Genomic DNA, 13,975 nt, shown 5'->3' on the forward strand with positions numbered 1-13,975 from the left:
AGGTTTTAACATGGCTGAACGTCTGAATAACGACTTCCAGTTCATCGATGTCGGGCGCAAAGATCCGAAGAAGAAACTGTTGCGTCAACGCAAGAAAGAGTTCGTGGAAATCTACGAACCCTTCAAACCCCAGCACTCGGCCGACCAGGCCCACCGCTGCCTGGGGTGCGGTAACCCGTATTGCGAATGGAAGTGCCCGGTGCACAATTTCATTCCCAACTGGCTCAAATTGGTGGCCGAGGGCAACATCCTCGCCGCCGCCGAGCTGTCGCACCAGACCAACACCCTGCCGGAAGTCTGCGGCCGGGTGTGCCCGCAAGACCGCTTGTGTGAAGGTGCCTGCACCCTCAACGACGGTTTCGGCGCGGTAACCATCGGTTCGGTGGAGAAGTACATCACCGACACCGCGTTCGCCATGGGCTGGCGCCCGGACATGTCCAAGGTCAAGCCAACCGGCAAGCGCGTCGCGATCATCGGCGCGGGCCCGGCGGGCCTTGGGTGTGCCGACGTGTTGGTGCGTGGCGGCGTGACCCCAGTGGTGTTCGACAAGAACCCGGAAATCGGTGGCTTGCTGACCTTCGGTATCCCTGAGTTCAAGCTGGAAAAAACCGTACTGAGCCACCGTCGTGAAGTGTTCACCGGCATGGGTATCGAGTTCCGCCTCAATACCGAAATCGGCAAAGACATCACCATGGAGCAACTGCTCGCCGAATACGATGCCGTGTTCATGGGCATGGGCACCTACACCTACATGAAGGGCGGCTTTGCCGGTGAAGACTTGCCGGGCGTGTATGACGCGCTCGACTTCCTGATCGCCAACGTCAACCGCAACCTGGGCTTTGAAAAGTCGCCGGAAGATTTTGTCGACATGAAGGGCAAGAAGGTCGTAGTGCTAGGCGGTGGCGACACCGCGATGGACTGCAACCGTACGTCGATTCGCCAGGGTGCCAAGTCGGTGACCTGTGCGTATCGTCGCGACGAAGCCAACATGCCCGGTTCGCGCAAAGAGGTGAAGAACGCTAAAGAAGAAGGCGTGAAATTCCTCTACAACCGCCAGCCGATTGCCATCGTCGGTGAAGACCGTGTGGAAGGTGTGAAGGTGGTCGAGACCCGTCTCGGCGAACCGGACGCCCGTGGCCGTCGCAGCCCCGAGCCGATTCCGGGTTCCGAAGAAATCATCCCGGCTGACGCCGTGGTCATCGCCTTCGGTTTCCGCCCAAGCCCGGCGCCGTGGTTCGAGCAGTTCGAAATCCAGACCGACAGCCAGGGCCGTGTCGTGGCCCCGGAACAAGGCCAGTACAAGCATCAGACCAGCAACCCGAAGATCTTCGCCGGTGGCGACATGGTGCGCGGGTCGGACCTGGTGGTAACCGCGATCTTCGAGGGCCGTAACGCCGCTGAAGGGATCCTGGACTACCTGCAAGTCTGATCCCGATCCCAGGTTGAAACGGGATCAAAATGTGGGAGGGGGCTTGCCCCCGATAGCTGTACATCAGCAACAATTTAGTTGCCTGACACACCGCTATCGGGGGCAAGCCCCCTCCCACATTTGATTTGTACAGTTTCAAGACATTGCTGCAAATCAACTCGATAGACAAAAGGCAGGGCGCATTCCGTGCCTTTTGCGTCGCGCTCTGAGAAAATGCCCGCACTTTTTTTGCGGATGCCGACATGACTGCCCTCAAGAACGACCGTTTCCTTCGTGCCCTGCTCAAGCAACCCGTAGACGTCACCCCGGTGTGGATGATGCGTCAAGCCGGTCGCTACCTGCCGGAATACCGCGCCAGTCGCGCCAACGCCGGTGATTTCATGAGCCTGTGCATGAACCCGGAGTTCGCCTGCGAAGTCACGATGCAGCCGCTGGACCGCTACCCACAACTGGATGCGGCCATCCTCTTCTCCGATATCCTCACCATCCCAGACGCCATGGGCCAAGGCCTGTACTTCGAAACCGGCGAAGGCCCGCGCTTCAAGAAAGTCGTCAGTACCCTGGCCGATATCGAAGCCCTGCCGATCCCTGACCCACACAAAGACCTGGGCTACGTGATGGATGCTGTGAGCACCATCCGCCGCGAGCTCAACGGCCGCGTGCCGCTGATCGGTTTCTCCGGTAGCCCATGGACCCTGGCCACCTACATGGTCGAAGGCGGTTCGTCGAAAGACTTCCGCAAGACCAAGGCCATGCTCTACGACAACCCGCAAGCCATGCACCTGTTGCTGGACAAGCTGGCGCAGTCGGTCACGTCCTACCTCAACGGCCAGATCATGGCGGGTGCCCAAGCGGTACAGATCTTCGACACCTGGGGCGGCAACCTGTCGGCGGCGGCGTACCAGGAGTTCTCCCTGGCCTACATGCGCAAGATCGTCAGCGGCCTGATCCGAGAACACGAAGGCCGCAAGGTTCCGGTGATCATGTTCACCAAAGGCGGCGGCCTGTGGCTGGAAAGCATCGCTGACGCGGGCGCCGATGCATTGGGCCTGGACTGGACCTGCGACCTCGGCGAAGCGCGCCGTCGCGTCGGCAACCATGTTGCCCTGCAAGGCAACATGGACCCCACCGTGCTGTACGCCAAGCCAGAAGCGATCCGCGCCGAAGTCGGACGCATCCTGGCCAGCTATGGCAAGGGCACCGGTCACGTGTTTAACCTCGGTCATGGCATTACGCCGGAAGTGAATCCTGAACATGCCGGGGCTTTCTTGCAGGCGGTGCATGAGTTGTCCGCGCAATATCACGTGTAGTCCCAAGGATTTACGTCATCACCCTCTTTCAACAAGAGGGTGATGTTGTCACTGGTCACCTGAATAAACTGTTTATGGCTGGGCGGATTTCTCATCGCCTGGCCACAGTTGGTTTAAATTGTTTAAGTGCTTAGGACTATTCCTGTTCTGACGTGGTGTTTTTGTTTTTTGAGAGAATTCGATTGGCATTATTCAACTATTCCTACATCAATTAATTTCTATATCCGTAAAATTCGATCCCGCTCGTAGTACAAAAACCTTAAAAAACGTATTCCATATTTTCGGATATGGGTTTTATTGTCTGGTTAAGTAGGGCTCGAATTTAATGATTAAAAAAGACCTGTCACGTTGGGGCGGTGTTTCTTCGCTGGCGTTGTTAAGTGCATTGTTGATACCTGCTCAGAGTGCACAGGCGCATGGTTATCTGAATGATCCACCTTCACGCGCCTTCCAGTGCCAGAAAGGCCTGAACAAAGATTGCGGCGGCGCGCAATACGAGCCGCAAAGTGTGGGTGAAACCTTCAAAGGGTTTCCCGCCGGCGTAGGTGGTGCTCCGTTGCAGGGCCCTGTGGACGGCAAGATCGCCAGCGGTGGTATCGGCCTGTTCTCGGCCATGGACGCCCAATCCGCCAATCGTTGGTACCAGACCGAAATCAAAGACAGAAACATCAACTTCGACTGGAAATACACGGCGGCTCACCCGGCCACCAAACATGAGTACTTCATTACCCGTAATGGCTGGAACCCCAACGAACCGCTCAAGCGTGCATCGTTTGACGGTACGCCATTCTGTGTGGTGGATGGTGGCAATGTGCTTCCTGTCAGTGGCGACAAGCATGCCTGTGTGATCCCCCAGGATAAGAGTGGGCCACATGTGATCCTCGGCGTCTGGACGGTCGGTGATACCGACGCGGCCTTCTATAACGTGGTCGATGTGAACATCCTGGCGGAGCCCGAGTTGCCGGGCGGTTGGAGTGCCGTTGGCAGCATCGCGCCATCCGCTACGTTGCTGGTGGGTGACAAGGTCAAGGCCCGGGCTTTCACTGCTACTGGCGAGAGCGCGGCCTATTCGGTTGAAATCACGATTGATAGCGTCGACGAGGGTCAACCGCAGAACTGGTCGTTCAAGCTGGCTGAAAAGGTCAATCAGTCCCAGACCCTGATCCAGGCGGGCATTCGCGATGAGCAAGGTAATATCGCCCCTGTCAAAGGCAGCAACAATCTGTTCGCTCAAAAGGACAGCGGTGTTATTCGTTATGAGCTGACCCTGGACGTCAAGGAGGACACGCAGGCGCGCATGGCGTTGTCCGCAATCGCCAGCGAATACGTATTGGACAAGGGACGCGCAAAGGTACGCGTTGCCATGATCGCCAACCGCGACATGAATGTCGAAGCCACGCTGTTCAATGCCAACAACAAGTCGGTCGGCACGCTCAAGACCCTCGCGCAGGGCACCAGCAATTGGCTGGAGATGGATGTGCGTAGCGAGCCGGGCACGCATTATATGACGCTGTTGGGCACCACGATTGATGGGCGAACCACGCGCCAGGACACTCAACCTGTGAACCTGACGGGTGAAGGTGGGGCGAAGGACTATCACTTCGTCTTCCCTGAAGGGCTGGCAAGCTACGAAGCGGGTACCCGCGTATTGCATTCGAAAACGGGTGAAGTTTATGAGTGCAAACCGTTCCCTGCGTCGGGTTACTGCAAACAATACCTGCCCACTGCCAACGGCTTCGAACCGGGGGTAGGCCATCACTGGCAGACGGCGTGGGATCAACTTTGATTCATTAGTCGACTAAACCCAGGCAAGTTGTATTGAACTTGCCTGGGTGTTTTTTTTGGATGAATACTTTTTGTTTTAACAGGCTGCATTAATTGATGGCGTCCTTGGGTTGGTCCGCGGCCAGGACTTTCATGGGCCTCTGTTACTTGATGCTATTTGTTCCAAGGTGCTGATTTCTCGCTATGAAGCCGACCGTATTGTTGCTGCTATTGCCTTTGAGCTATGGGCTCACGCTCGCCTATCAAGAATGGCAGTTGCGCCAAGCGTCGATTACATCTGTGCCGACGGCGCCTGTGCCAGTGGCCGCGGCACCGCAGGCCGTCACGCTCAATACCCTTGCAGTGGCGACAGTGTTTGGCCTGGCGACCCAAAGCAGCCGCTTGAACAGTACCGAGCCGTTGACACTGCGGGCCATCGTGGTTGCCAACGACAGCGATTCGCGCGCGCTGTTGGACGGCCCTGACGGGGCGCGGTTTTACCGTACCGGCGAGCGCTTGCCGGGAGGCAGCGTGCTGCGTCGCATCGAGACGGCGCAGGTGGTGTTGTGGCGCCAGGGGCGTGAAGAGTCGCTGAACCTGCACAGGGCAAGCACCGGGCGTTTTCTTCAGCTTGCGCAGGCGCAGAGCCCGGCCGCCACCGTTCATTTACGGCCTACGGTCGAAAAAACCAGGAGTCACTAGGCCCATGAGTACCCTCAAAGGCGCTGTCGGGGCGTTCATGCTCGGCATGTTGTGGTATGCCGGGCAATCGCTGGCAGCAGAGCAACGCTGGCAGTTGGCGATGAACGATGCCGAGCTGCGCGATGTCGTGGAGGAGATGTCGAGTATCCTCGACACCACGGTGATCCTGGACCCAAAAGTCCAGGGACGCATCAGCGTGGTGTCGCGTCAGGCGTTGGATCGCGAGGGTGTGCGACGACTGTTTTACAGTGTGCTCGATGCCCATGATTTTACGGTGATCGACCAAGGCGACCAGTTGCTCATCATTCCGGCAGCCCAGGCCAAGAGCCAGGCCGGTGATGCCGACGCGCAGGTATCGGCTGCACAGCAGTTCGTCACTCAAGTCATTGCCTTGGGGGCCAGCAACGCAGCAGATCTGGCGGGACTGGTGCGGCCATTGATTTCGGCCAACGGTTACGTCGGTCCTTCGGTATCAGCCAATGCGTTGGTGATCACGGATACCGCTCGCAATGTGCGTCGTATTGGCGATGTTGTCCGGCAGTTGGATTCCGGTGCGAAGAATGCGCATGAACTGGTGGTCTTGCAGCACGGAGTGGCGGCAGACATTGCGCGCCTGATGGAGGCGTCCATCGGCAAGCAGAGTGCCGACAGCCCCATTCAGGTCTTGGCCGACACGCGCAGCAACCGTCTGGTTGTCGTGGGGACGATGGCTGCACGCCAGCGCTTGGTACAACTGGCGCGTAGCCTGGATACGGCGACTCCCGCCCGCCTGGACAATGCCCGCGTCATCCGCCTGCGCTACAGCGACGCCAAGCAATTGGCCGAGGTGCTGGACTCCATGGGGCAAGGGATGAAAACCCAACCCTCCGGCGCAGCCCTGAAAGACTCGACGGCCAACGTGCCTTTCATGGTCAGGGCCGATGAAAGCCAGAATGCCCTGGTGGTCGTTGCCGAAGCGGTACAACTGGCCACCCTTGAGGGCATCGTGCGCGAACTGGACCAGCCGCGCGCCCAAGTATTGATTCACGCCGCCATCGTTGAGGTCAGCGGTGATATAAGCGAGGCGCTCGGTGTGCAATGGGCCTTCAATCGCGGTGGTAGCCAAGGGCTGGTGAATTTCCCCGGTACCGGCATTCCGATCCTGGGCGCGCTCAAGTTCGATGATAAAACCGTCGCGCCGGAAGGAGGCCTGCTCAAGCTGGGTGGCGATCGATTCGGTGCGTTGGTATCCGCCCTGGCCAGCAACACGCGTAGCAATCTGTTATCAACGCCGAGCCTGCTGACCCTGGACAACCAAGAGGCGGAAATCATTGTCGGTCAGAACGTGCCGTTCAAGACCGGCTCCTACGCGACCAACAGCAGTGGTGCGGATAATCCCTTCACTACGGTGGAGCGCAAGGACGTCGGGATCAGCCTCAAGATCAAGCCCTATATCAACGAGGGCTCGACCCTGCGCCTGGAAGTCGCGCAAGAGGTGTCCGATATCGCGCCTGCGGTCGCCGGCGTCGACTCCTCTGACCTGATCACCAACAAGCGCGCGCTCAAAAGCACGATCCTGGCGGATGATGGCGAGATCATCGTGATCGGTGGCCTGATCAAGGACAGCGTACGAACGCAGACCAGCGGTGTGCCGCTGTTGCGTGACATTCCTTACCTGGGCGCGTTGTTTCGCTGGAGCCGTGATACCCAGGTCAAGAGCAACCTGATGGTCTTCCTGCGCCCGACGATCGTACGCAGTGGCCAGGACTTGTCCCGGCTCAGCCAGGAACGCTATCAGGACTTGCGCGGCGAGCGTCCACCTGGCGCCCTGCAATTGCCCGATGAAGCGGCGCAATTGTTCGACCTGCGCCAGCGTCCCGGGGTCAGCCAATGAAGCCATTGCCCTTCGGGTTTGCCCGGCGTTTTGGTGTACTGATCGACGATGGACATTTAATGGTCCGCGGCGCTACGCCATTGAGCGCGATTACCGAGGCCCTGCGCCTGTGTGAGCAAGAACTGCCGCCGCGCCTGGTGACTGACGAAGCGTTTGCCCTGGCGTTGGCCAGGATTTACAGCGAGGGGCAGGCGGCAGCCGAGCAGGTCGCCCAAGGCTTGGACGAGGAACTGGACTTGTTCAGCCTGGTGGACCAGGTGCCGCAGACGGCCGACCTGCTGGAGCAGCAAGGGGATGCACCGATCATTCGGTTGATCAACGCATTGCTCAGCGAGGCCGTGCGGGCAAAGGCCTCGGATGTCCACCTGGAAACCTTCGAGCACACGCTGGTGGTACGCATGCGCGTTGATGGGCAACTGCGCGAAATGCTGCGGCCACGGCGTGAGCTGGCGACCTTGCTGGTGTCGCGAATCAAAGTCATGGCACGCCTGGATATCACCGAAAAGCGTGTGCCGCAGGACGGCCGCATGGCGCTGCGCCTGGCAGGGCATGAGGTGGACGTACGGGTATCCACCTTGCCTTCGGCTCACGGCGAACGTGTGGTACTGCGCCTGCTCGACAAGCATGCCGGGCGCCTGCAACTGGCGCGCCTGGGGATGTCGGCGAGTACCCTCGGTCAGTTGCAGCAGTTGCTTTGCAAACCTCACGGGATCTTCCTGGTGACCGGCCCTACCGGTTCGGGCAAGACCACCAGCTTGTATGCCGCGCTGGCCCATCTCAATGACCAGACCCGCAACATCCTTACGGTGGAAGACCCGATTGAATATCACCTGCCGGGCATCGGCCAGACGCCGGTCAACCCCAAGGTCGACATGACGTTTGCGCGTGGCTTGCGAGCGATCCTGCGCCAGGATCCGGACGTTGTGATGGTGGGCGAGATCAGGGACAGTGAAACCGCCGAAATTGCAGTTCAGGCTTCCCTCACCGGGCACCTGGTGCTGTCGACGCTGCACACCAACAGCGCGATTGGCGCCGTCACTCGCCTGGTGGATATGGGCGTAGACGCTTACCTGCTGGCTTCGTCCCTGGTGGGCGTACTGGCGCAGCGCTTGTTACGCACGTTGTGCCCCGCCTGCAAGACCGCCGTGGTGGCCGATGCCGAGGTGTGCCGCCGGCTGGGGCTCGAACCTGCCCAGGCGCCGCGTGTGTTCAAGGCAGTGGGCTGCGAAAACTGCCGCGAGGGTTACTGCGGGCGTATCGGTATCTACGAACTGGTCACGGTTACGCCGGCACTGTCCGCATTGATTCATCAGGGGGCCAGTGAGCAGGCGCTACTGGCCGAGGCACGGCGGTACTCGTGCAGCTTGTTCGAGGATGGTCGTCGGTGCGTGCTTGAAGGGCTGACCAGCGTGGATGAGTTGCTGCGGGTAACCCAGGAAGACTAGCCATGCCCACTTATGACTATCGCGCCCATGACCGATCTGGCCGTTCATGCAAGGGGCGCCAAGAGGCCGACAGCCCGCGCCATGCCCGGCAATTGCTACGTGAGCGTGGCCTGCTGCCGAGCCGCATGCGACTGGCAAGCGAACGCATGGGGGCTGGAGTGGGCGGGGCGACGAGAATGAGCGCTGCGGACCTGGCGCTGCTGACCTTGCAGTTGTCGACCCTGGTCCAGGCCGGGCTCCCGCTGGAACAGGCACTGCAAGCGGTGGCCCAGCAAAGCCAGAAGCGCCGGGTCAGCACGGTGCTCTCGCAGGTACGCGACCGGGTGATGGAGGGGCAATCCCTGGCGTCGGCCCTCGGCGCCTATCCCAGGGCTTTTCCTGATGTGTTGCGCGCCACCATTGCGGCGGGTGAGCGCTCTGGGTACTTGGGGCATGTCCTCGAGCAGTTGGCGGCGTATACCGAAGCCCGTCAGGCGTCGCGGCAGAAGATCCAGTTGGCGCTGGTGTATCCGGCGCTGTTGATGTTCGCCTGCGTGGCCATCGTCGGTTTCCTACTCGGCTATGTGGTGCCGGATGTAGTGAAGATCTTCGTCGACAGTGGCCAGCCGTTGCCCTGGCTGACCCACGCGATGATCACCCTCAGCCAGGGTGTGCGCGGATATGCCTGGGTACTTGCGCTGATGCTGGCGGGCGCAGGCCTGCTGCTGCGTTGGAGCCTGCGTCAGCCGCACTGGCGCTGGCAGTGGCACCGCCTGGTGCTGCGCCTGCCGTTGTTGGGGGGTGTGTTTCGTGAGATGGAGGCGGCCCGGTTCGCCAGTACCTTGGCCATCCTTGGCAAAAGTGCCGTGCCTTTGGTGGATGCGCTGGAAATTGCCGCGGCGGTCATCGGTAACGTGACTATCCGCAGCCGCATGTGCGATGTCGCGCGGTCGGTGCGAGAGGGCGGCACGTTGACCCGAGGCCTCGAGGCCGGTGGGGATATACCGCCGCTGATGCTGCACATGATTGCCAGCGGCGAACGCGCCGGTGAGCTCGACAGGATGCTGGCGCGCGCCGCCGAGCAACAGGAAAAAAGCCTCGCCGCCCGCATCACGCTGGTGGTGAGTCTGTTCGAACCGGCAATGCTGGTGGTGATGGGCGGCGTGGTGCTGCTGATCGTCATGGCCATTCTGTTGCCGATCCTCAGCCTTAACCAACTGGTGAACTGAATGCCCAAGGGACAACGCGGTTTTACCCTGATCGAAATCATGGTGGTGGTGGTCATTATCGGGGTGCTGGGGGCCATTGTGGTGCCGCAGTTCATGGGGAGGCCTGATCAGGCCAAGGTGACCGCGGCCAGGACCGATGTGCAGGCCGTCGCCACCAGCCTGGAGATGTACCGCCTCGACAATGGGCACTACCCGTCGACCCTGCAAGGCCTCGAGGCCTTGAGCAAACGGCCCGCGGGCAGCCCATCGCCGAGGCACTGGAACCCCCAGGGCTACCTGAAAAGTGTACCGGTCGACCCGTGGGGTACGCCCTATCAATACCTGAACCCGGGCGTGCGTACCGTCAATGGTGGCTACGACCTGTATTCCCTCGGCGCCGATGGCGCGCCAGGCGGCGAGGGGCATGCCGCCGATATCGGTAACTGGGGAGACTGATCCAGTGCCCAGGTATAGCCGTGGTTTTACCTTGCTGGAACTGATGGTGGTGATTGCACTGATCGGCATCGTGCTGGGCGCGATAAGCCTGGTGGCCGGAAATAACCCCGCCCGTCAGGCGCGGCAGGAGGCTTCGCAGTTGGTGCAACTGATCGAGCATTTGCGCGAGCAAGCGGTGATCGAAGGGCATGAATACGGCATTCGCGTGCAGCGCGACGAGTATCAGGCCTATCGCCTCGACCCCGAGGGTTGGCGCCCTGCGGGTGGGGTCCAGCGGCTGGTGGAAGGCGTGCAGTTGCACCTTGAACAGGAAGGGCGGCGTTCGAGCCTTGAAAGCTTCGCGCCGCAAGTGCTGATGCTCAGCAGCGATGAAGTCAGCGCGTTTGTCTTGTCCTTCGTATCCGAAGGGCAGGTGTGGACGCGCATTATCAGTGATGGGATCGGAGCGTTGTCCATTGAAAGCTAAGCACCGGCGGCGTCGCAGTCACCACGCGAGCGATCGTGGTTTCACCTTGCTGGAAGTCATGATCGCCTTGGTGATCTTCGCCACACTGGCGGGCGCCGTGATCACCGCCAGTCACTACTCGTTGCGCCAGAATGCACGACTGCAAGAGCAGACACAGTGTGCCTGGGTGGCGGACAACCAACTGACTGAACTGCGTTTGCAGCCAGCCGCGTCGGGACATCAGCAACTGCTGCGGCGCTTCGATGGGCGCGATTGGCTCGTCGACCAGGCGATAACCCCGACCACTGATGCTCGCCTGCTCAAAGTCGATATCAGCGTGAGTCCCGTCGGCAGTGATTTGCCGGTCTATCACACCCAGGGTTGGATACGCGCCGAGGATGAATAAGCAGGCGGGTTTCACCCTATTGGAACTGGTGATCGCATTGGCCATTTTCGCCCTGCTTGGGCTGGCCAGCGGGCGTCTGTTCGACACCGTGGTGCGGGCGCAACAAGGCACGGCCAGTCATGAACAGGAACTGCGTCGCCTGCAGCGCGCCATTGCGGTCATCGAGCGGGATGCCTTGCAAGTGGCTTCCTCGGTGTTTGCCCTTGGCCCCACCACCCTGCAACTGCTGCGCACTCACTGGCGTAACCCGCAGGACTTGCCACGCAGTGAGCGCCAGCAAGTGCTCTATCGCCTGGACAATCAGGTGCTGTGGCGTGAAAGCCGAGGCTTGGAGTCGTCAAGGGTCGAGCGCCAGAAGTTGCTGGAGGACGTGCGCTTGTTGAATTGGCGCCTGTTTGACCCCGACACCGGCTGGAGCAATGTGTGGCCGGTGGGCAGGGGCGCTGCCCAGACGCCTCCTCAGGCACTCGAACTGGTGTTGTCGGTCGGCCGCTTCGAGCAGATACGCCGCGTGTTGCTTCTGCCCCAGGGGCCGCCATGAGACAGCGGCAGCGCGGTGTCGCCCTACTCAGCGTGTTGCTGGTCATGAGTCTGGCGTTGCTGCTCACTGCGGGCATGCTGCGCAGCCATCACTTGATGGTGCAGAGCAGTGCCCGGCAGATCCACCAGTTGCAGCTGCGCCAGTTGGCGTTGTCGGCCGAGGCGTGGGCCATGGTGACACTGATGGCGCCGCACGATGACGCATCATCGTTGACCCACCACGGCCAGGCATGGTCAAGGGCGTCCTGGCCCTTTGATGCGCACGGCGCGCGCGTCACGCTTGAGATCGAAGACCTTTCTGCACGCTTGAACATCAATGCCCTGCTTGGCACGGGGCAAGTGGATCAAGTCATCGAGCAGCGCTGGTTGCGTTTGCTCGCCTCCCTGGGGTTACCGGCGCTGGACCTGCGGGCCGCAGGTGACGTGCCGGCGCAACGTGAACTCAGCCAGTTGCGCCTGCTGCCGGGCATTGACGGCCAGACGCTACGACGACTGGATCCGTGGGTAGCGCTGCTGCCCAGGGACGCTAGCTTGAACATCAACACCGCCTTGCCGCAGATGCTGGCGACCCTGGAGGGTGTCTCGCCACCCACTGCCGTCGCCTTGGCCAGCCAACGCCCGGCTACCGGCTACGCGAGTGTGCAGGCATTCACCCGTGACCCGCTGATTGCCGGGTTGGGCGTGAGCGGCCATGGGCTGGGCGTCAGCAGTCGCTGGTTTCGGATCAAGGTGGACGTGCGCCTGGGCACCGGCCGCTTTCATCTGGCCAGCGAGGTGGAGCGCGAGCTTAAAACCGGGCGCTGGCGCGTCGTACAACGTCGCTTTCCTGCGCCGTCACTGAGCGAGACCTCATCATGAAAACCTGGCTTCATTTAAGCCCCGAGGGCCGTGTGGGAACGTTGGGCGAATGGCCTTGCTGTGTCTGGCGAGCGCCGGATGACTGTCGACCGATGCATTTGGCTGACGCGGTTCGCGACCTGGAAGGGCAGCCTGTTCACTTGTTGTTGCCAATGGAAATGTGCAGTGCGTTACGCAGCCAGGCATGGCCCTCCAAGCGCCAGCCCGGCCCCCAGGCTGTTGCTTACGCCATAGAAGACCAGTTGGGCGAAGAGCTGGAGGCCGTGCATGCCGGGCTCGCTCAGCGTGACGCAATGGGTTGCTTCACGGTGCTGGTGACCCACAAGGCACGTTTCAAGGCGCTGTTGGATGAACTGGCAACGTTGGGCATCAAGGTGCGCAGTGTGCATGTCGACGCCGACCTTCTTGGCGATGGCGGCCAGGTCGCGGTGCAGTGGTATGGCCGTCGGGTCGTGGGCGACCCCGTGCGCCTGGCGATGTCCGTTCCGGCCCTCAAGGCGCTGGAGCCATTGCTGGAAGCACCCCTGCAATGGCCTGACGAAGAGCAGAGCCGGGTTCATATCGAACGCGCGCTATGGGGCAACCCGGGTCAAACGATCGATTTGCTGCAAGGTGAGTTTCGCCGGGTCGGATATGCCTGGCCCTGGTCAACCGTCGTGTTGGCGGCAGCCCTGGCGTGCGTGCTCGATTGGGGCTTCACGCAGCTGCGTATCCAGTACGTCGAAGGGCAAGCCCAGCAGCTTTACGCGCAGAGTGTGGCGCGCTTCCAGGCGCTGTACCCGCAGCAGGCCCGTATTGTCGATCTCGCCGCGCAACTCAAGGCCGTGCAGGGCCAGAACCTGCGCGAGGCAAAGACGCCGCTGGTACGCCTGGTCAGCCTCGTCGAACAGGTTATTGGCGGCGCCGACGTGGAAGTCCACCGCATGGAGTTTCGGCGTGGCGATGGCTGGAAGATCCAGTTGACAGCCCATGACCTCGGCGCGCTTGCCCGCTTGCAGGAACAAGGACGCCAGAGCGGCATGCCGGTGCGCATGGGCAGCGCCAGCAAGGAAGGTAATCGTGTTCAAGCCGTGCTGATGCTGGAGGACCCGTCATGAGGGGGCTGCAAGCCTGGAATGCATTGTCGTCGCGTGACCGTTTTCTGCTCAAAGGGTTGGCAGTGTTTTTGATCGGTGTGCTGCTGCTCCAGACGCTATGGCTACCTGGTCGGGAGCGGTTGGCCAACGCTGAACGGTATCACCAGCAACAATTGCTGTTGGCGCAGCAGGTTCAACGCGCCCAGCCGCAGCTTACCGGGCCCGCGGCCGTCCAGCCTTCGGCATCGAGTATCAACGACAGCGCCGAAGCGTCGGGGCTTGATGTTACCCAGGTCGAGGTACAAAACGAGCGCCTGCGTTTGAGCCTCAACGGCGAGGCAGAGGCATTGCTCAACTGGTTGGCAGTATTGGAGCGAGACGTGGGTACCTTCGAGGTGCTCACGCTGGTGAAGCGCGCAGATCGTCTTGAGGCTCACATTGAGCTGTAGCTCGTGGCAACTATGGGCTGGATTTTTACAGGTGT

Annotated in this window: 14 protein-coding genes; all 14 read left to right on the plus strand. The window is 60.9% G+C overall.

What is annotated here, in order from left to right:
* Nucleotides 1-10: 10 nt before the first annotated feature.
* The 14 genes from BUE92_RS15490 to gspM all read left to right on the plus strand — a co-directional run bounded on the left by BUE92_RS15490 (nt 11) and on the right by gspM (nt 13,940).
* Nucleotides 11-1,429 carry an FAD-dependent oxidoreductase gene (locus BUE92_RS15490; protein WP_003187920.1) on the plus strand — a complete coding sequence of 473 codons (1,419 nt, stop codon included), beginning with the start codon at nt 11-13 and terminating at the stop codon, nt 1,427-1,429.
* A 242-nt stretch (nt 1,430-1,671) separates the two neighbouring features.
* A complete protein-coding gene (hemE, locus tag BUE92_RS15495) occupies nt 1,672-2,739 on the plus strand; it encodes a uroporphyrinogen decarboxylase (RefSeq protein ID WP_073524729.1) in 1,068 nt (355 codons plus the stop codon).
* A gap of 325 nt (nt 2,740-3,064) precedes the next feature.
* A complete protein-coding gene (gene gbpA, locus BUE92_RS15500) occupies nt 3,065-4,525 on the plus strand; it encodes an N-acetylglucosamine-binding protein GbpA (protein ID WP_073524730.1) in 1,461 nt (486 codons plus the stop codon).
* Between the two features lie 182 nt (nt 4,526-4,707).
* Complete coding sequence (locus BUE92_RS15505; protein WP_073524731.1) at nt 4,708-5,205, plus strand: type II secretion system protein N; 498 nt, start codon at nt 4,708-4,710, stop codon at nt 5,203-5,205.
* Between the two features lie 4 nt (nt 5,206-5,209).
* On the plus strand, nt 5,210-7,078 hold the full coding sequence (gene gspD, locus BUE92_RS15510) for a type II secretion system secretin GspD (RefSeq protein WP_081372190.1): 1,869 nt from the start codon (nt 5,210-5,212) through the stop codon (nt 7,076-7,078).
* Nucleotides 7,075-8,523: a type II secretion system ATPase GspE gene (gspE, locus tag BUE92_RS15515; RefSeq protein WP_073524732.1), complete on the plus strand. Its 1,449-nt coding sequence runs from the start codon at nt 7,075-7,077 to the stop codon at nt 8,521-8,523. Before gspD ends, gspE begins: the two co-directional genes overlap by 4 nt.
* A gap of 2 nt (nt 8,524-8,525) precedes the next feature.
* Nucleotides 8,526-9,731 carry a type II secretion system inner membrane protein GspF gene (gene gspF / locus BUE92_RS15520; RefSeq protein ID WP_073524733.1) on the plus strand — a complete coding sequence of 402 codons (1,206 nt, stop codon included), beginning with the start codon at nt 8,526-8,528 and terminating at the stop codon, nt 9,729-9,731.
* On the plus strand, nt 9,732-10,166 hold the full coding sequence (gene gspG, locus BUE92_RS15525; protein WP_073524735.1) for a type II secretion system major pseudopilin GspG: 435 nt from the start codon (nt 9,732-9,734) through the stop codon (nt 10,164-10,166).
* Nucleotides 10,167-10,170: 4 nt separating this feature from the next.
* Nucleotides 10,171-10,632, plus strand: a complete 462-nt coding sequence (gene gspH, locus BUE92_RS15530) for a type II secretion system minor pseudopilin GspH (protein WP_073524737.1) — start codon at nt 10,171-10,173, stop codon at nt 10,630-10,632.
* Nucleotides 10,622-11,017 (plus strand): type II secretion system minor pseudopilin GspI, encoded by a 396-nt coding sequence (gene gspI / locus BUE92_RS15535; RefSeq protein ID WP_256673971.1) that lies wholly within the window; start codon nt 10,622-10,624, stop codon nt 11,015-11,017. The genes gspH and gspI overlap by 11 nt, the downstream gene beginning before the upstream one ends.
* Entirely contained in the window at nt 11,010-11,558 is a 549-nt protein-coding gene (locus BUE92_RS15540; RefSeq protein WP_073524741.1) for a type II secretion system protein GspJ, read from the plus strand. The genes gspI and BUE92_RS15540 overlap by 8 nt, the downstream gene beginning before the upstream one ends.
* A complete protein-coding gene (locus BUE92_RS15545) occupies nt 11,555-12,415 on the plus strand; it encodes a general secretion pathway protein GspK (RefSeq protein ID WP_073524743.1) in 861 nt (286 codons plus the stop codon). The genes BUE92_RS15540 and BUE92_RS15545 overlap by 4 nt, the downstream gene beginning before the upstream one ends.
* Nucleotides 12,416-12,507: 92 nt before the next feature.
* The gene (gene gspL, locus BUE92_RS15550) at nt 12,508-13,512 is read left to right on the plus strand and encodes a type II secretion system protein GspL (RefSeq protein ID WP_256673972.1); all 1,005 of its coding nucleotides are present in this window, start codon (nt 12,508-12,510) and stop codon (nt 13,510-13,512) included.
* Nucleotides 13,509-13,940 (plus strand): type II secretion system protein GspM, encoded by a 432-nt coding sequence (gene gspM, locus BUE92_RS15555; RefSeq protein ID WP_073524748.1) that lies wholly within the window; start codon nt 13,509-13,511, stop codon nt 13,938-13,940. Before gspL ends, gspM begins: the two co-directional genes overlap by 4 nt.
* The last annotated feature ends 35 nt before the right edge of the window (nt 13,941-13,975 follow it).

This window comes from Pseudomonas fluorescens, assembly GCF_001902145.1.
Lineage (GTDB): Bacteria > Pseudomonadota > Gammaproteobacteria > Pseudomonadales > Pseudomonadaceae > Aquipseudomonas > Aquipseudomonas fluorescens_BV.